General features: G+C 55.7%; 15 protein-coding genes. 8 read left to right on the top strand and 7 right to left on the bottom strand.

The features are described 5' to 3' along the window. Positions 1–25 precede the first annotated feature (25 nt). The 4 genes from kdpB to kdpE all read left to right on the top strand — a co-directional run bounded on the left by kdpB (position 26) and on the right by kdpE (position 6,162). Complete coding sequence (gene kdpB, locus ACNT1W_RS08280) at positions 26–2,095, top strand: potassium-transporting ATPase subunit KdpB (RefSeq protein ID WP_012005684.1); 2,070 nt, start codon at positions 26–28, stop codon at positions 2,093–2,095. 19 nt (positions 2,096–2,114) lie between these two features. Next, entirely contained in the window at positions 2,115–2,684 is a 570-nt protein-coding gene (kdpC, locus tag ACNT1W_RS08275; protein WP_012005683.1) for a potassium-transporting ATPase subunit KdpC, read from the top strand. 76 nt (positions 2,685–2,760) lie between these two features. After that, complete coding sequence (gene kdpD / locus ACNT1W_RS08270; RefSeq protein WP_419246625.1) at positions 2,761–5,454, top strand: two-component system sensor histidine kinase KdpD; 2,694 nt, start codon at positions 2,761–2,763, stop codon at positions 5,452–5,454. A gap of 18 nt (positions 5,455–5,472) precedes the next feature. Further along, the gene (gene kdpE, locus ACNT1W_RS08265; protein WP_012005681.1) at positions 5,473–6,162 is read left to right on the top strand and encodes a two-component system response regulator KdpE; all 690 of its coding nucleotides are present in this window, start codon (positions 5,473–5,475) and stop codon (positions 6,160–6,162) included. A gap of 27 nt (positions 6,163–6,189) precedes the next feature. Here the strand turns inward: kdpE and ACNT1W_RS08260 are convergent, their stop codons facing one another. From ACNT1W_RS08260 to seqA, 4 genes are all read right to left on the bottom strand, one after another. Beyond that, positions 6,190–6,489, bottom strand: coding sequence for a DUF3861 domain-containing protein (locus tag ACNT1W_RS08260; RefSeq protein WP_012005680.1), 300 nt, complete (start codon positions 6,487–6,489; stop codon positions 6,190–6,192). Next, entirely contained in the window at positions 6,489–7,145 is a 657-nt protein-coding gene (locus tag ACNT1W_RS08255) for a PadR family transcriptional regulator (protein WP_012005679.1), read from the bottom strand. Before ACNT1W_RS08255 ends, ACNT1W_RS08260 begins: the two co-directional genes overlap by 1 nt. A 184-nt stretch (positions 7,146–7,329) precedes the next feature. Beyond that, positions 7,330–8,973, bottom strand: a complete 1,644-nt coding sequence (pgm, locus tag ACNT1W_RS08250; RefSeq protein ID WP_259190725.1) for a phosphoglucomutase (alpha-D-glucose-1,6-bisphosphate-dependent) — start codon at positions 8,971–8,973, stop codon at positions 7,330–7,332. A gap of 76 nt (positions 8,974–9,049) precedes the next feature. Further along, entirely contained in the window at positions 9,050–9,589 is a 540-nt protein-coding gene (seqA, locus tag ACNT1W_RS08245) for a replication initiation negative regulator SeqA (RefSeq protein ID WP_012005677.1), read from the bottom strand. A gap of 366 nt (positions 9,590–9,955) precedes the next feature. Between seqA and ybfF the strand changes: the two genes are divergently transcribed. The 4 genes from ybfF (at position 9,956) to fur (ending at position 12,844) form a co-directional block, all read left to right on the top strand. Further along, on the top strand, positions 9,956–10,729 hold the full coding sequence (ybfF, locus tag ACNT1W_RS08240) for an esterase (RefSeq protein WP_112364355.1): 774 nt from the start codon (positions 9,956–9,958) through the stop codon (positions 10,727–10,729). A 292-nt stretch (positions 10,730–11,021) separates the two neighbouring features. Then, on the top strand, positions 11,022–11,309 hold the full coding sequence (ybfE, locus tag ACNT1W_RS08235; RefSeq protein WP_012005675.1) for a LexA regulated protein: 288 nt from the start codon (positions 11,022–11,024) through the stop codon (positions 11,307–11,309). A 228-nt stretch (positions 11,310–11,537) separates the two neighbouring features. Beyond that, complete coding sequence (fldA, locus tag ACNT1W_RS08230) at positions 11,538–12,077, top strand: flavodoxin FldA (RefSeq protein WP_012005674.1); 540 nt, start codon at positions 11,538–11,540, stop codon at positions 12,075–12,077. Between the two features lie 320 nt (positions 12,078–12,397). Continuing rightward, positions 12,398–12,844: a ferric iron uptake transcriptional regulator gene (fur, locus tag ACNT1W_RS08225; RefSeq protein WP_012005673.1), complete on the top strand. Its 447-nt coding sequence runs from the start codon at positions 12,398–12,400 to the stop codon at positions 12,842–12,844. A 208-nt stretch (positions 12,845–13,052) separates the two neighbouring features. On the opposite strand, the gene ACNT1W_RS08220 is transcribed toward fur, so the two are convergent. From ACNT1W_RS08220 to ACNT1W_RS08210, 3 genes are read right to left on the bottom strand one after another with little or no spacing between them, the layout of a single operon-like run. After that, positions 13,053–15,014 (bottom strand): TcdB toxin N-terminal helical domain-containing protein, encoded by a 1,962-nt coding sequence (locus ACNT1W_RS08220; protein WP_419246624.1) that lies wholly within the window; start codon positions 15,012–15,014, stop codon positions 13,053–13,055. After that, the gene (gene galE / locus ACNT1W_RS08215; protein WP_419246623.1) at positions 15,004–16,056 is read right to left on the bottom strand and encodes a UDP-glucose 4-epimerase GalE; all 1,053 of its coding nucleotides are present in this window, start codon (positions 16,054–16,056) and stop codon (positions 15,004–15,006) included. The genes ACNT1W_RS08220 and galE overlap by 11 nt, the downstream gene beginning before the upstream one ends. 49 nt (positions 16,057–16,105) lie before the next feature. Beyond that, positions 16,106–17,251, bottom strand: a complete 1,146-nt coding sequence (locus tag ACNT1W_RS08210) for an MFS transporter (RefSeq protein WP_419246622.1) — start codon at positions 17,249–17,251, stop codon at positions 16,106–16,108. Positions 17,252–17,322: the final 71 nt, after the last annotated feature.

The raw sequence follows: 17,322 nt of genomic DNA, 5'->3' as shown, positions 1-17,322 counted from the left end.
CGACGTCATAGAGAGAGAATAAAAGATGACTCGCAAACAACGCGCGCTGTTTGAACCGGCACTGGTCCGTACCGCGCTGATCGATGCGCTGAAAAAGCTGGATCCGCGTACCCAGTGGCGTAACCCGGTGATGTTCGTGGTGTATATCGGCAGCATTCTGACCACGGCCATCTGGCTGGCGATCCTCGCCAAACAGACCGACGGCAGCGCCGCCTTTACCGGCAGCATTGCCATGTGGCTGTGGTTCACCGTGCTGTTCGCCAACTTTGCCGAAGCGCTGGCCGAAGGGCGCAGCAAAGCTCAGGCGGAAAGCCTGAGAGGCACCAAGAAAACCAGTTGGGCGAAGAAACTGGCCGGACCGCGCCGTGAGGGTGCCACCGAGAAAGTCTCCGCCGAGAGCCTGCGCAAGGGTGACGTGGTGCTGGTCGAGGCCGGTGACACCATTCCCTGCGACGGCGAAGTGCTGGAAGGCGGTGCATCGGTGGATGAAAGCGCCATTACCGGTGAGTCCGCACCGGTGATCCGTGAGTCCGGCGGCGACTTCTCATCGGTCACCGGCGGTACCCGCGTGCTGTCCGACTGGCTGGTAGTCCAGTGTAGCGTCAACCCGGGCGAAACCTTCCTTGATCGGATGATTGCCATGGTTGAAGGCGCCAAACGCCGCAAAACCCCGAACGAGGTGGCGCTGACCATTTTGTTGGTCGCCCTGACCCTGGTGTTCGTGCTGGCGACCGCCACGCTGTTCCCGTTCTCGCAATACAGCGTCGACGCCGCCAACGGCGGTTCGGTGGTCAGTATCACCGTATTGGTGGCCTTGCTGGTCTGTCTGATCCCGACCACCATCGGTGGTCTGCTGTCCGCCATCGGCGTGGCCGGGATGAGCCGGATGCTGGGCGCCAACGTCATTGCCACCAGTGGCCGTGCGGTGGAAGCCGCCGGTGACGTGGATGTACTGCTGCTGGATAAGACCGGCACCATCACGCTGGGTAACCGTCAGGCATCCGAATTTCTGCCGGCACCGGGAGTGAAAGAACAGGAACTGGCCGACGCCGCGCAGCTGTCTTCACTGGCGGATGAAACGCCGGAAGGCCGCAGCATTGTCGTACTGGCCAAACAGCGCTTTAACCTGCGCGAACGTGACCTGCAGGCGCTGAACGCTACCTTCGTGCCCTTCTCCGCCCAGACGCGCATGAGCGGCGTCAACGTGCAGGATCGCATGATCCGTAAAGGCGCAGTGGATGCCATTCGCCGTCACGTGGAATCCAATCAGGGCCACTTCCCGCAGGCGGTAGACGACCTGGTGGCCAGCGTGGCACGCACCGGCGGTACGCCGCTGGTGGTGGCAGAAGGGCCACGGGTGCTGGGGGTGGTGGCGCTGAAGGATATCGTCAAAGGCGGTATCAAAGAACGCTTTGTCGAACTGCGCAAAATGGGCATCAAAACGGTGATGATCACCGGTGATAACCCACTGACCGCTGCCGCCATTGCCGCCGAAGCCGGGGTGGATGACTTCCTGTCGGAAGCGACGCCGGAAGCCAAGCTGGCGTTGATCCGCCAATACCAGGCTGAAGGCCGTCTGGTGGCGATGACCGGCGACGGCACCAACGACGCCCCGGCGCTGGCACAGGCCGACGTGGCGGTGGCGATGAACTCGGGTACCCAGGCCGCCAAAGAGGCGGGCAACATGGTCGATCTGGACTCCAACCCGACCAAGCTGATTGAAGTGGTGCATATCGGTAAACAGATGCTGATGACGCGCGGTTCGCTGACCACGTTCAGTATTGCCAACGACGTGGCCAAGTATTTCGCCATCATCCCGGCGGCGTTCGCGGCAACCTATCCGCAGTTGAACGCGCTGAACGTGATGCATCTGCACTCCCCCGCTTCCGCCATTATGTCGGCGGTTATTTTCAACGCCCTGGTGATCGTGTTCCTGATCCCGCTGGCGCTGAAAGGGGTGAGTTACAAGCCAATGAGCGCCGCTGCGCTGCTGCGTCGTAACCTTTGGCTTTATGGCGTGGGCGGTCTGCTGGTGCCCTTTGTCGGTATCAAGCTGATCGACCTGCTCCTGGTCGCGCTGCATATCGCCGGTTAATCATTAAGAGGAAATGAAAATGTCTTATTTACGACCTTCACTAGTGATGTTGATCCTGCTGACGTTGATTACCGGTATCGCCTACCCGCTGCTGACCACCGGGCTGTCGCAGCTGTTGTTCTCCGGCGCGGCCAACGGCTCGCTGCTGTACCAGGGCGACAAAGTGGTAGGTTCGGCATTAATCGGCCAAAACTTTACCAAACCCGAGTATTTCTGGGGCCGCCCTTCTGCCACCGCTGATTCGGCCTATAATGCCATGGCGTCTGCCGGTAGCAATCTGGCCGCCACCAACCCGGCGCTGGATAAAGCCATAGCCGAGCGTGCGGCACAGCTGCGCCAGGCTAATCCGGCGATGAAAGGGCCGATCCCGGTCGATCTGCTGACCGCGTCCGGTAGCGGTCTGGATCCGCAGATCTCTCTTGCGGCGGCACAGTATCAACTGGCGCGGGTGGCTGCGGCGCGCCAACTGGCACCGGAGCAAATCACCAAACTGATTGATGAAAGCACCGATCAGGCCACCCCCAACTTTATGGGTGAGTCGGTGGTGAACGTGCTGAAATTGAATCTGGCACTCGACGCATTGAAATAATGCCCCGCGTGTTAAAGGATAAGTAACGGGTCCGGCGTGCCGGACCCGCTTTACGTTGCTGCAAAAAGGAACTCCGATGGTGGAAGAGGAACAACAGCGCCCCGACCCTGACAGCCTGCTGGCGCTGGCCAATGAAAAGCCCCGTGGCCGCCTGAAGGTGTTCTTCGGCGCTTGCGCCGGGGTAGGCAAAACCTACGCTATGCTGCAGGAAGCCCAGCGGCTGCGTGCCCAGGGGCTGAACGTGCTGGTCGGCGTAGTGGAAACCCATGGCCGCAGCGAAACCGCCGCGCTGCTGGGCGGGCTGGATTTGCTGGCGCAAAAGCGCATTCAGTATCGCGGCAGAATGGTGCAGGAGTTTGATCTCGACGCTGCACTGGCTCGTCACCCGGCATTGATCCTGATGGACGAGCTGGCGCACAGCAACGCCCATGGCTCGCGCCATCCGAAACGCTGGCAGGATGTCGAAGAGCTGCTGGATGCCGGTATCGACGTGCTGACCACCGTCAACGTACAACATCTGGAAAGCCTGAACGACGTGGTCGGCGGCGTGACCGGGGTGCGGGTACGTGAAACCGTGCCCGATCACGTGTTCGACGAAGCCACCGAGGTGGTGCTGGTTGACCTGCCGCCGGACGATCTGCGCCAGCGTCTGAATGAAGGCAAGGTGTATATCCCCGGTCAGGCCGAACGTGCCATCGAGCACTTTTTCCGTAAGGGCAATCTGATTGCCCTGCGCGAACTGGCATTGCGCCGCACCGCCGATCGGGTCGATGACCAGATGCGCGCCTTCCGCGACACTCAGGGGCGTGAACGCGTGTGGCATACCCGCGACAGTATCCTGTTGTGCGTCGGCCATAACAGCGGCAGCGAAAAACTGGTGCGTATCGCCGCCCGCCTGGCGGCCCGGCTGGGCTGCCACTGGCACGCAGTCTATGTCGAAACGCCCAAATTGCACCGTTTACCGGAGAGTCAGCGCCGGGCAATTTTGCGAGCGCTGCGGCTGGCACAGGAGTTGGGGGCCGAAACCGCCACCCTGTCCGAACCTGATGAAGAACGCGCGGTGCTGCGTTACGCCCGTGAGCACAACCTGGGCAAAATCATTATCGGTCGTCGCAGCGAACAGCGCTGGAAACTACGCGGCAGCTTTGCCGATCGCCTCGGCAAGTTGGGTCCGGACCTCGATCTGGTGATTGTCGCGCTGGAAAACGACAGCCCCCCGCAGCCAGGCAAAGAACACGACAGCCGCAACTTTGGCGAGAAATGGCGTATGCAACTGCGTGGCTGTGCCGTCGCCGTCGCACTCTGCGCCCTGATCACTCTGCTGTCCCAGTGGCTGCTGCCGGGCTTCGATCAGGCCAATCTGGTGATGGTCTACCTGCTTGGCGTGGCCATTGTCGCGCTGTTCTTCGGCCGCTGGCCGTCGGTGCTGGCGGCGGTGATCAACGTCGCCAGTTTTGACCTGTTTTTCGTCCAGCCGGAATGGTCGTTTGCCGTCAGCGATATGCAATATCTGCTGACCTTCGGCGTGATGCTGACGGTCGGCATCACTATCGGTAACCTGACCGCCGGCGTACGTTATCAGGCGCGGGTGGCGCGCTACCGCGAACAGCGGGCTCGTCATCTGTATGAGATCTCCCGCGGGCTGAGCCAGGCGCTGACCACCGAAGACATCGCCAAAACCAGCCGCCACTTCCTCTCCAGCAGTTTCCAGGCCAAAACCGTGCTGCTGCTGCCACAGGAAGACGGCAAGCTGCAGCAAATGGTCGGGGAAACCGGCGGACTGCTGTCGGTAGATGAGGCTATTGCACGTTGGAGTTTCGACAAGGGCATGCCGGCCGGAGCTGGTACCGACACCCTGCCCGGCGTTCCCTATCAACTGTTGCCGTTAGCCACGTCGAAACAAACCTTTGGCCTGTTGGCCATCGAGCCCAGCAACCTGCGTCAGCTGATGGTGCCGGAACAACAGCGGTTGCTACAGACTTTTGCGGTATTGATTGCCAGCGCGCTGGAACGCCTGCATTTGGCGCGCAGCGCCGAGGAAGCCAAGTTGGACGCCGAACGCGAACAACTGCGCAACTCGCTGCTGGCGGCGCTGTCCCACGATTTACGCACTCCGCTGACGGTGCTGTTCGGTCAGGCAGAAATTTTGACGCTCGATCTGGCGGCGGAAGGCTCCAACCATGCGACCCAGGCCAGTCAGATCCGCCAGCAGGTGCTGAGCACCACCCGGCTGGTGAACAACCTGCTGGATATGGCGCGCATTCAATCCGGGGGTTTTAATCTGCGTAAAGAGTGGCAATCGCTGGAAGAGATCGTCGGCGCATCGCTGCATATGCTGGAGCCGCTGATGACTCAGCATCAAATCAAGGTTGAGCTACCGGCGGAGCTGGTATTGGTTAATTGCGACGGCAGCCTGCTGGAGCGCGTGTTCACTAACCTGTTGGAAAATGCCAATAAATATGCCGGCTACGATGCTACTATCGGTATTCGTGCCCATACTCTGCCAGAGTGGCTGGAAGTCGAAGTCTGGGACGATGGGCCGGGCATTCCCGAAGGGAAAATGCAGCTTATTTTCGATAAGTTTTCTCGCGGCAATAAAGAGTCGGCGATCCCCGGCGTGGGTTTGGGGTTAGCAATTTGCCGTGCCATTATTGAAGTGCACGGTGGCCGTATCTGGGCCGAAAACGGTGCCAACGGCGGTGCCAGTTTCCGCTTTGTGCTACCGCTGGAGAAACCGCCAGAAATAGACAGCGAAGCCTTTGATCTTTAATCAAGTCCCGGGAGTCTTGTGAGCAACACGCCAACCAATATTCTGATTGTTGAAGATGAAAAAGAGATCCGGCGTTTCGTCCGTACCGCCCTGGAAAGTGAAGGCCTGCGGGTGTTTGAAAGCGAAACGCTGCAACGCGGGCTGATTGAAGCCGGCACGCGTAAACCGGATCTGATTATTCTCGATTTGGGGTTGCCGGACGGCGACGGGCTTAACTATATCCGCGATTTACGCCAATGGAGCGCCATTCCGGTCATCGTGTTGTCGGCACGCAACGCTGAGGAAGACAAAATCGCCGCGCTGGACGCCGGGGCGGATGACTATCTCAGCAAGCCATTTGGTATTGGCGAATTGCTGGCGCGCGTGCGGGTCGCGTTGCGACGTCATTCCGGTAGCCTGCAGGAAAGCCCGTTGGTCAGCTTCTCAGAAATCACCGTAGATCTGATTAATCGCCGGGTGTTGCGCCAGGGGGAAGATTTGCATCTGACGCCAATAGAGTTTCGACTGCTGGCCGAGTTGCTGGCCAACTCCGGCAAGGTGTTGACCCAGCGGCAGCTTCTTAGCCACGTGTGGGGTCCGAACTACGTCGAACACAGCCATTATCTGCGAATTTATATGGGCCATCTGCGGCAGAAACTGGAGGCCGACCCGGCCCGGCCAAAACACTTGCTGACCGAAACCGGCGTCGGTTACCGCTTTATGCCTTGAAGTTAATGGGCGCAGCATGCGGCGCCCCTACTGTTGTGGGCCTTTCTTCAACCCTATCATAAATTCCTTGAACGCTTCGCGCAGCGGTGCAAATACCGGATGCTTGCGGTTTTCGATCATCACTTCGGAAAACAGTTTCAGGCCAACGGCAAAGGCCGCACTGTTGTTCTCGCCAAAGTTCAGGTCTTCACGCGCTTTGATGCGCTCAACGATTCCAAGAATGTCGTCGTGGTTTTCTACTTCAAAACTCAGTGGTGCTTTCTCTACGGGCTCGCCTTTGCGATCGCTCAGGGCTTCAACGGTGATGCGGAAACGGTGGCCTGGCATTATTCATTCTCCTGTGCCGTCGGGGTAATGTTCATTTCGCTTTCAATCGCCGCCACGGCGGTCAGCAACGCAGCATTGATGCGTTCTACCTGCTGCGCGGAAAGATCGGCACGCATCACGTTGCCGCGTAGCAAACTGCGCAGGCGGTTCATGGCATCAGAGATGCCCTCTGCCAGATTGCCGTGATGATGATGACCGCGATCGGCACCGGCCAAACGGGCCAGGATCACGTCGACAACGGCCTGGTGCTTTTGTAATTCATTCTGGCCCAGTTCAGTGATCTGATAACTTTTGCGGCCGTTGCTGCTGGTGATTGGCTCGAGGAAATCCTGTTCTTCCAACAGCGTCAGCGTCGGGTAAATCACACCCGGGCTTGGCACGTACAGACCGGAAGAAGCCTCATCAATGGCCTTGATCAGTTCATAACCGTGGCTCGGTTTGCGTGCCACCAGCGCCAACAGCACCAGTCGCAGGTCCCCATGTTCAAACATACGGTGACGGCCACCACGACCGCCGCGTCCGCCCCGGCCATGCTCTTCGCCGTGATCGCCGCCAAAGTGATGACGTCCGCCGCGGCGGCGATGATGATGACAGTGCCCTTCTTCGTGCTCAGGATGACCGCCGTGACGACGGTGTGAATCTAAACGGTGAAACATAGCTATACCTCTCAATAGATAGTTAGTGACGAGGTGGTTTAGATATATCTAAACGACTTCGATATAGCTAATCTAGATCGATATATCTAAATGCGCAAGCGCTGTTCGTAAAATAGATATATCTAAATTGCAGGCATAAAAAAAGCGCTGTAAAAACAGCGCTTTCATCGGGAGTGGGGAAAACTTACTTGGCGGAAGCCAGCACTGCGCTGACGATTTCGACCGCTTCGTGCTCGATCTTTTCGCGATGTTCGGCCCCCAGGAAGCTCTCACAATAAATCTTGTAAGCCTCTTCGGTACCGGAAGGACGCGCTGCGAACCAGCCATTGTCAGTCATCACTTTCAGGCCGCCAATGGATGCGCCGTTGCCCGGTGCTGCGGTCAGACGTGCGGTGATCGGATCACCCGCCAGAGTATCGGCCTTGACCATTTCCGGTGACAGCTTGGACAACGCGGCTTTCTGCGCTGAGGTTGCCGGCGCCTGAATGCGGTTGTAGCTCGGTGCGCCAAAGCGTTTGGCCAGATCTTCGTAGTGATTTTGTGGGTTTTCACCGGTGACTGCGGTGATTTCCGCCGCCAACAGACACATAATCATGCCGTCTTTATCGGTAGACCAAGGTTTGCCGTTGAAACGCAGGAAGGATGCCCCAGCGCTCTCTTCACCGCCAAAGCCCAGGCTGCCATCGTACAAGCCATCGACAAACCATTTGAAGCCCACTGGCACTTCCACCAGTTTACGGCCCAGAGAGGCGACCACGCGGTCAATCATTGCACTGGAAACCAGCGTTTTGCCCACCGCCACATCGGCGCCCCACTGTGGACGATGCTGGAACAGGTAGTTGATGGACACCGCCAGATAATGGTTCGGGTTCATCAGGCCCTTCGGCGTAACAATGCCGTGGCGGTCGTAATCCGGGTCGTTGGCGAACGCCAGATCGAACTTGTCACGCAGCGCCAGCAAACCACCCATCGCCGGCACTGACGAACAGTCCATGCGGATCACGCCGTCGTGGTCCAGGTGCATAAAGCGGAAGGTCTGATCGATAGAGTCGTTCACCAGCGTCAGATCCAGCTTGTAATGCTCGGCAATACGCTGCCAGTAGGCAATGCCGGAACCGCCAAGCGGATCGACGCCCAACTTCAGGCCGGCACGCTGGATAGCAGGCATATCGACAATATCCACCAACCCTTCGACGTACGGCTGCACCAGATCTTGTGCGTGCACGCGGCCGCTGTTCCAGGCCTTGTCCAATGACTGACGCTGAACGCCTTGCAGCTGCAAAGACAGCAGTTCATTGGCGCGCTTTTCAATCACCGAGGTCAGATTGGTGTCGGCCGGGCCGCCGTTGGTCGGGTTATATTTGATGCCACCGTCTTCCGGGGGATTGTGAGACGGGGTAATAACGATGCCGTCGGCCAATGCCCCACCGTTGCGGTTATGGCACAAAATGGCATGGGATACCGCAGGGGTTGGCGTGAAGCCGTTATTTTCCTGCACGACAACATCGACGCCATTGGCGGTCAACACTTCCAGTACAGAAATAAAGGCAGGCTCGGACAGCGCATGAGTGTCTTTGCCCACGTAGCATGGGCCGGTCACCCCTTGCTGATGGCGGACTTCCGCAATCGCCTGCGCAATAGCGAGAATATGGTTTTCATTAAAGCTATGACGCAGAGCGCTGCCGCGATGGCCCGAAGTACCGAACTTCACCGCGTGTGCCGCATTGCCCGCTTCAGGTTGCAGTACATAGTACTGCGACGTCAGCTGGGCTACGTTGATCAAATCGCTTTGCTGAGCCGGTTGCCCGGCACGTGGATTATTCGCCATCGACATATCTCCCTATCCCTGTCCTGCGGCCTGGCAATATGTCGCTCACGGCCACCATGACGGGCTGTTCGCTAAATTAGATAGTGCCGCAAACTTTTTCTGTCAGTTCCGCTGGGAACTGCATAGCCTGCATGATGTGTTCCACCATGCTGCGTTTACGACCGGTATTGGTATTGGTGATCACCCAGTAAGGGGTGCCCGGAACGTGCTTTGGTTTGGTGTGCGTTCCGTTTGCCAGCAGGGTTTGCTGATCGCCGGCAAAATAGGTGCGGGTACGGCCATGTAACGCCTCGGTCGCCGTGGCAAAACCGGCCGCGTCGAGGGTATACAGGGTGGAAAGTACCAGCATAAAACGGTTCACCGCTTTGTTCTGCTCGGCATATTCATCCGACAACAGCAGCTCACGCACGGCACGTACGCGATCGCGCGGGCGCGACGCGGCAACAATTTTATCCTGTTCAGCGCTCTGGGCACTGGCTGCCGGCACCGCACGTAACGGCTGACCTGCGGTAAATTTCAACATGCGGCGCAAAATATCGGACGCGCTCTCACCAATATGTTGCGTGTGGCTGGCAATATAACGGTAGAGCTCTTCGTCGACTTCAATAGTTTTCATCTTTATCCAGTACTGTTTTTTTCTACTTAGAACCTGAAGCCAGATCCTGCATTCAAGCCATGGGATTATAAGGTTAAAAGCGCAGATGCGAACATCACAATGTGCCTCAATACGGCAAAAGCAGACAATTACCTAAAGCCTGCCTGGCATCGGCTCTGCCAACCCATCACCTTACCATGAAAAATCCGCGTTATACCCTATGGATTTCAAGTCGCAGCTAGGCGACCAACTCGCTCATCCCCAGGCGCTTACTCAAGTAAGTAACTGGGGTGAGCTAGTGCAGGTAACAACGCTGCGGCTTGAAAGGCGACGGGTATTTTCATCGTGTGTTTTAATCATGATACCCTAATCTGAATCTCACTCAGTATGAACTTCGCCATGAAATTACATTATCAACTGCTGGCCTGCGAGTCCGATGCTCTGCCGGTTGTCCTGATCCACGGGCTGTTTGGCAATCTGGACAATCTGGGCGTGCTGGCGCGCGACCTGAACCAACAGCACAGCGTGATTAAAGTCGATCTGCGCAACCACGGCCTGTCGCCACGTTCCGAGGTGATGACCTACCCGGAAATGGCGCGTGATCTGCTGACGCTGCTGGATGATTTGCAGTTGGACAAGGTCATTGTGATTGGACACTCGATGGGCGGCAAAGCGGCGATGGCGCTGACGGCAATCGCACCTGAGCGAGTGGAAAAACTGATCGTTATTGACGTGGCACCGGTGGATTATCAAACCCGTCGCCACGACGAGATTTTTGTCGCCTTACAAGCCGTAAGTGCGGCCGGTATCACCCAACGCCAGCAGGCGGCAGAACTGATGCGCGACTACCTGAAGGAAGAAGGGGTGATCCAGTTCCTGCTGAAATCCTTCCACCAGGGCGAATGGCGCTTTAACCTGCCGGTGCTGATCGAACAATACGAAAACATCACCGGCTGGCAGGAGGTTCCCGCCTGGCCACATCCCACATTATTCATTCGTGGTGGTTTGTCGCCCTACGTGCAGGACAGCTACCGCGCAGATATTGCCCGCCAGTTCCCGCAGGCTCGCGCGCACGTAGTCGCCGGCACCGGGCACTGGGTTCATGCGGAAAAACCGGAGGCGGTGCTGCGCGCAATTCACCGTTTTCTCGGCGAAGCCTGAGTCGACCAGACCTTTGGCCTGATGCGTACAGCCGCCTAAAACAATCATCTGGTGAAAAAACGCGCTAAAGATAACGGCTTAGCACGTTTTCGGCTCAGTTAAGCATTGTCGTTGCTCCACCTGCTGGGGTAATATGGCGCGCTATAATTTTGCCGCCGTGTCGAGCGTGTTGATTAACGCCTGGCTGGGGGTGAATTTGGGTTAGGGTTTATTGGCCCGAAGTGTGTTAACCGAACCATCCAGAAGCGTCTACGCGCTTTTAGATGCAAACTCCCTTGCAGTACCGCTACCTATGGCAAAAGAACAAACGGATCGCACGACGCTGGATCTGTTCGCAGATGAACGCCGTCCGGGGCGCCCGAAAACCAACCCGCTATCCCGAGATGAACAGCTTAGAATCAATAAGCGTAATCAGCTTCGACGCGATAAAGTCCGTGGCTTACGGCGTGTGGAACTGAAGATCAACGCGGATGCGGTGGACGCTCTGAACAAACTGGCGGAACAGCGGAACATCAGCCGCAGCGAGCTTATTGAGCAAATGCTGTTGGCACAACTGGCGGACGACCAGCCAGAACATTGATCATTGCAGCCGCACATGCGGCGCGGCGTTAAGGATGACGCCCGATCAACATCATTTTATTCCACCCGGTATCGCATAAACGTGATAAAACCCCGGGGTAAATTTCTGGCATGATACGCAATTACCGGTGAGGGCTCCCCTTGCCATGGCATCATTTTAATCGGTGTTATCGTGGTCAGCGCTAACATCGTGTAATGCAATTTATTGAATTTAAAGGTTATACGCGATATGGCTAATGTAGGCATTTTCTTTGGCAGCGACACTGGCAATACCGAAAACATTGCCAAGATGATCCAGAAAATTCTTAAGCAACAGTTCGGTGACGATGTGTGCGAAATTCACGACATCGCCAAAAGCAGCAAAGAAGACCTGGAAGGCTTCGACATTCTGTTGCTCGGTATTCCAACCTGGTACTACGGCGAAGCCCAGTGTGACTGGGATGACTTCTTCCCAACGCTGGAGGACATCGACTTCAACGGCAAGCTGGTAGCCCTGTTTGGCTGCGGCGATCAGGAAGACTACGCAGAATATTTCTGTGATGCGATGGGCACCATCCGCGACATCATTGAACCGCGTGGCGCTGCCATAGTCGGCCACTGGCCAACCAAAGGCTATCATTTCGAAGCCTCGAAAGGTTTGGCAAGCGACAGCCACTTCATTGGCCTGGCGATTGACGAAGACCGTCAACCTGAACTGACCAATGAGCGTGTTGAAGGTTGGGTAAAACAAATCGTCGAAGAGCTGAGCCTGGCCGAGATCGTCGGCTAACGCCAAAGGTTGAACAAAAGCCCTGCAAAGTGCATAGTGTTGCCGGCAGGGCCATCATTGGCAGTACTGATTACTGCAATCGAAGATACATATTTGTAACTTCCCACATCGTCAAGGTAGACTGAGTTATCGGTTTATCCCGCCCATCAAGACGTTGCGTGTGTAACATGCAATAGTGCAATTATATCTTTGTTAACAACCGGCGGTTTCTATTTAGGTCAACCGGTTCTATAATGAGACGCAATTAACTCTTTGTGCCGACCGATGCCACAGGCGAGAACGCCTCAACTTGATTAGCATAGTAACAGGACTGAATCCGCATGACTGACAACAACACCGCATTGAAGAAGGCCGGCTTAAAAGTCACGCTTCCGCGACTCAAAATCCTGGAAGTACTGCAAAATCCGGAATGCCATCACGTCAGTGCGGAAGATCTGTACAAAAAACTGATAGATATGGGCGAAGAAATTGGCCTGGCTACGGTTTACCGCGTACTGAACCAATTTGATGATGCCGGCATTGTGACCCGTCACAATTTCGAAGGCGGCAAGTCCGTATTCGAACTGACCCAGCAGCATCACCACGATCACCTGATTTGCCTGGACTGCGGCAAAGTGATCGAATTCAGCGATGAATCTATCGAAGTTCGTCAGCGTGATATCGCCAAGCAGCACGGCATCAAGCTCAGCAACCACAGCCTGTACCTGTATGGCCACTGTGAAGCCGGTGACTGCCGCGAAGACGAAACTCTGCACGATAAAAAATAATGCCCTCAACCGGCATTGAGAACCGCCTTCATGGCGGTTTTTTTATGCCCATAGCCCGGTGACGAACAGATAAAAAAAATCCCCGGACAGGTCCGGGGAAAGTTCACAGCTTGAAATACAACAATTGCAGCGGCACTTCTCTCTCGCTTCCCACTTACACTCACTTCACCGTCAACTCACCCGCCGACACGCGGATGGGCAAACCTCTTCACAGCTCATACTCAAGAAACAACAGCCGATCAAAAAATAACGACCAGGCCTGATCGAACACACCCCGGACACGGAATCCCTTGTTCAGATAGATTTGGCTGGCCTCACTGCTTTGCCATACGCACAGCACGATATTTTTCGCCTGTTGCCGATCTGCCTGCTGCTTTATCAGGGCAAACATCTGATTAAAATGCCCTTGCCCGCGGAATTGGCTCTCAATTGCCAGACTGCAGATAAAATAATCGTCAGCAGCGCACTGGCTTTGCACAAAGCGATCGTATGCCTCATCAAGCGGCCTCATTTCATCGCGATAAAGGTAGTCCGCTTCTATGCCATACAGTTCGCTAACGGTGGCCGCGTTGAAAAAGCCGACAAACTCTCCACGCCGGTCGTAAGCCACCGTGATCAACCCCAGATAAGGCTCAATATTTTGCGCCTGCTGTAACGACACCAGATCCAGCCCGGCCCGGTTGCCAACAGAACAGTACTCCAGGTAACTGGTGGTGAAGATTAGCTTCGCCATGCGGGTTTTATCGGCTTCACTGGCCTGTCGTCCTGGTAGAAAATGCAATGCCCCGCCCGGCTCCGGTAACGACACATCTCTCCCCCCAGCGGTTGGACACCAGTAATTCCCCGCCATAATCTGCCGTCGGTTATCAGCGATCAGGTATTCCCCAAATAGCTGGTTTACCCGATCAAGCGTGCGGTCATGGGAAAGCACGGAATAATAGTGGTAATGGTCAATATCGGAACGGATCTGCGCTGGATAGGCCATACGCGGCACTTCATCGACGGTAAATATTTCCGCATAACGAGCCAGATCCAGCGGCTGTTCGAGCTGCCAATCCAGCTGTTCCAGGCGGCTGACGCATTGTTGGTAGCTAAACTGTTCCTCCTGCGACAGCGGTAGCCGCTCATTGGTGATCACATCCTCCAACAGGCGCATACCACGGATACCACAGGTGACTGCCTGTGGGTGCGCATCATAATGGACGCCATAATCCTCACAGAAGCGGTCGTGACTGAGGAAGGACCGACCTATGTGGCGACTCCACATCTGATAAAAGGGATCGAACAATTTCCGCTCATAAACCGAATTCTTGTCCGGCACTTCACCGCTTTGCGCCGCATAGATCTGATCCAACCCCGCCAACATCCGGCACAGCGAGATATCTCCTTTGCGGCTGATAATCATGCCGGTTTCATCGAGAAACAGATTCAACCAGCTAACATGGCTGACTTCCCCTGCGGGCAGAAACTGAAGATAATCCGGTAATTCTGGCTTGGTCAAAAACAGCGTCGCCGATCGATGAGGAAGGGTATCGATATCCATGTACAACCCCCCCATCTCGATCAAAATCAGAAAACGGAAGTAGTCGGAAAGCGTGGCGTAATAGCGCTTATCGTGCAGTTGATGGATAAAGCCCAGGTTGTCGCCGACCCTTTTTTGCGCCAGTTCGCTCAACGAATGCACCTGCAGACGATGATTGCCGGCGTCGTATTCTCCCAGGTAGCCGCCTTTTATCACCGGTACGGGGATGAAATACGCATCCCTTGCCAGTTGCTGCGCGTCCCAAACCCATAACATGCCGACCCAGTCATTCGTCTCGGCGCTAGCCACCACCTGCTGTGCGTCGCCCCACTGGGAGATAACCTCTCTGGCATCGTCAGGGATAGCCCCCCCCAACCAGATACGGTGCAGCCGTTTTTCACTCGCAGCCAGCGGACGAGTGGGCACGCAGAACAACGAAGAACAGCGGCCGGCATTGAATAAATGCCCGTGCGCTGCCCGCCACTCGCGCAGTTGAGCGACACCGCGCTGAAAACTTTCCAGCCGTGCCGGTGAAGTCTGGCGCTGATATTTAACGAACTCAAACTTCAGCTCGCTGATCCGCGCTTCGTATTCGGCCCGGAACAGATCATCCTGCAGAACACCCAGATGCCCGTCGTTAAGCTTCATCGGCCAGCATCCTTATCGATGGCATCGATGCACAACGGCTGTAACCCTGCGGATTTTTGCTTTGCCATGACCAGGCATCACACACCATTTTTTCCAGACTGCGTTTAGCTTGCCAACCCAACTTTTCTGCCGCCAACGATGGGTCGGACCAACACTCGGCAATATCTCCCGCACGCCGGGGATTAAATTGGTAGGCGATTTTGAAGCCACAGGCGCGTTCAAACGCCCGAATAATCTCCAGCACCGAGTAGCCTTTGCCGGTGCCCAGGTTATAGACGTTAAAACCTGGTTGCAGGTTATCCAGCGCTTTCAAATGCCCTTCGGCCAAATCCATAACGTGAATGTAATCACGTACCCCGGTACCATCGCTGGTAGGGTAGTCGTTGCCATACACCGGCAACACCGCGAGTTTGCCAATAGCCACCTGCGCCAGATAAGCCAGAAGATTATTGGGAATGCCGGCGGGATCCTCACCAATCAAGCCGGACTCGTGCGCCCCGGCCGGATTAAAATAACGCAGCGCGGTGATCGCCATCTGCGGGGCCGTGGAAGCGAACTCCGCCAGGATCTGCTCGACAATCAGCTTTGAAGTTCCGTAAGGATTGGTGGTCTGCCCAACACGGCAATTCTCCGTCAGCGGGGTATATTCCGCCGGTCCATAAACGGTGGCCGAAGAGCTGAAAATAAATTGCTTAACGCCGGCATGGCGCATTCTGTCCAGTACGATCAATGAGCCGGAAATATTATTTTGATAATATTTCAGCGGTTCTTCGGTAGATTCCCTGATCGATTTCAACCCCGCAAGATGAATAACCGCATGAATATCATGCTGACGAAATATATGATCCAACAAATGGTGTTGCTGGATATCCCCATGATAAAAATTCACTTTTTTACCGGTTAATCGCTCGACCCGAAACAAAGACTCTGACGAACTGTTGGACAGGTTGTCCAGTACGACAACTTCCTCCCCCCTTTCCAACAGTGCCAATACCGTATGCGAGCCGATATAACCGGCGCCGCCCGTCACCAATATAGCCATCATATTTCCTTGTTTATGCTTAAAAATAAACGATTCACTCAGAAACCACCTAAACTTCCCGGGTTTTAAAACCGACAGGTAAAGCAATACAAAGCAGTAATATGGCTAACAGATAAACGGAGGAATGCGGCCCGTATTCGGTCAGGATCCCTTGTAATATTCCGGCCAGGATCACACCGGTAGAAATACTGTTGGTGAATAAAGTGGTGGCCATGCCCGCCCGTTCCGGCATCAAGTCCTGGAAATACAGCATGCCGACGGTGGCAATAATGCCGATAAATATCGCGTTGAACAGCTGCCAGACCAGCAACCCGGCGGCCGAGGTAAACCACAGCATCCCGGCATAAAACAGTATGCCGGCCACCATCGCCCCCGCCATCATCAGGCGCTTGCCCACCCGGTTTACGTAGCGCCCTACCAGGATCATGATGGGGATTTCGATCGCGGCGGCGACGCCCATCATCCAGCCGGTCAGACTTTGTGGCAAACCCAACTCGGCAGTGATATACAACGGCACATCAATCAGATACATGGCGCTGCAGGTCCACATCAATACCGAGGCGAAAAACAACCGGCTAACGTCTTTATCGAAGACCGTTTTTTGCGGTATGCCGATTTCATTACCCACAGGCGGGCGAACGACCTCGGGCAATATCCACCAGGCCAGCAGCGTGACCAGCAGGAATATGCCGGCAGCAAACATAAACATGGCCGTAAAGCCATAATTCACCACCAGCATAAAAGCCAATGGCGGGCCAAATACCCAGGCCAGCGAAAGTTGGGCGCGCATAATGGCGCTAAACATAGCGACGTTTTGCGATGACCGCTCCCCGTATTCACGCGCCAGGGCAAATAATTGCGGTATCGCCGTATTGGCAATGGCGGTTAGCAGCACGCCCGCGGTAATTAACGTCAGATAATTGCGATTAAAAGCAAATAACAGACAGTTTCCCGCCGCCAATAAATAACAGATTAAAATCAAATGGCGCCGGTCACGCTGGCGATCTGATTTTTTTGCCAGCAAAAAACTGACAATAATACCGACCCCGGCGTTTACTGCATAAAAAAAACCGACCCATAATGACGTCACCCGCACCTCGGTGGTGAGGAACAGGCTCAGGGTCGGTATTTGCAGCGCCCCGGCAATGCCGGAAAAAAAAGCAACGACCATAAAGGTCAGCCGTATCGAATTCATCGCTGATTACCGCCGGTCGCTGCTGTTAACGATCAATAACGGCCCACCTGCGAACAGACGGGCCGTGGTTT

It is taken from the genome of Serratia sp. NFX21 (assembly GCF_048517035.1).
Taxonomy (GTDB): domain Bacteria; phylum Pseudomonadota; class Gammaproteobacteria; order Enterobacterales; family Enterobacteriaceae; genus Serratia; species Serratia quinivorans.
The sequence above is the reverse complement of the archived record's forward strand: the minus strand, read 5'-3'. Positions and strand labels throughout refer to the sequence as shown.

What these genes read in the sequence shown, in the direction of transcription:
- galE (WP_419246623.1), bottom strand. Translation starts at nt 16,056, where the DNA reads ATGGCTATATTGGTGACGGGCGGCGCCGGTTATATCGGCTCGCATACG.
- seqA (WP_012005677.1), bottom strand. Translation starts at nt 9,589, where the DNA reads ATGAAAACTATTGAAGTCGACGAAGAGCTCTACCGTTATATTGCCAGC.
- ACNT1W_RS08220 (WP_419246624.1), bottom strand. Translation starts at nt 15,014, where the DNA reads ATGAAGCTTAACGACGGGCATCTGGGTGTTCTGCAGGATGATCTGTTC.
- pgm (WP_259190725.1), bottom strand. Translation starts at nt 8,973, where the DNA reads ATGGCGAATAATCCACGTGCCGGGCAACCGGCTCAGCAAAGCGATTTG.
- ACNT1W_RS08260 (WP_012005680.1), bottom strand. Translation starts at nt 6,489, where the DNA reads ATGCCAGGCCACCGTTTCCGCATCACCGTTGAAGCCCTGAGCGATCGC.
- kdpB (WP_012005684.1), top strand. Translation starts at nt 26, where the DNA reads ATGACTCGCAAACAACGCGCGCTGTTTGAACCGGCACTGGTCCGTACC.
- kdpC (WP_012005683.1), top strand. Translation starts at nt 2,115, where the DNA reads ATGTCTTATTTACGACCTTCACTAGTGATGTTGATCCTGCTGACGTTG.
- ACNT1W_RS08255 (WP_012005679.1), bottom strand. Translation starts at nt 7,145, where the DNA reads ATGTTTCACCGTTTAGATTCACACCGTCGTCACGGCGGTCATCCTGAG.
- ACNT1W_RS08210 (WP_419246622.1), bottom strand. Translation starts at nt 17,251, where the DNA reads ATGAATTCGATACGGCTGACCTTTATGGTCGTTGCTTTTTTTTCCGGC.
- fur (WP_012005673.1), top strand. Translation starts at nt 12,398, where the DNA reads ATGACTGACAACAACACCGCATTGAAGAAGGCCGGCTTAAAAGTCACG.
- kdpD (WP_419246625.1), top strand. Translation starts at nt 2,761, where the DNA reads ATGGTGGAAGAGGAACAACAGCGCCCCGACCCTGACAGCCTGCTGGCG.
- fldA (WP_012005674.1), top strand. Translation starts at nt 11,538, where the DNA reads ATGGCTAATGTAGGCATTTTCTTTGGCAGCGACACTGGCAATACCGAA.
- ybfF (WP_112364355.1), top strand. Translation starts at nt 9,956, where the DNA reads ATGAACTTCGCCATGAAATTACATTATCAACTGCTGGCCTGCGAGTCC.
- ybfE (WP_012005675.1), top strand. Translation starts at nt 11,022, where the DNA reads ATGGCAAAAGAACAAACGGATCGCACGACGCTGGATCTGTTCGCAGAT.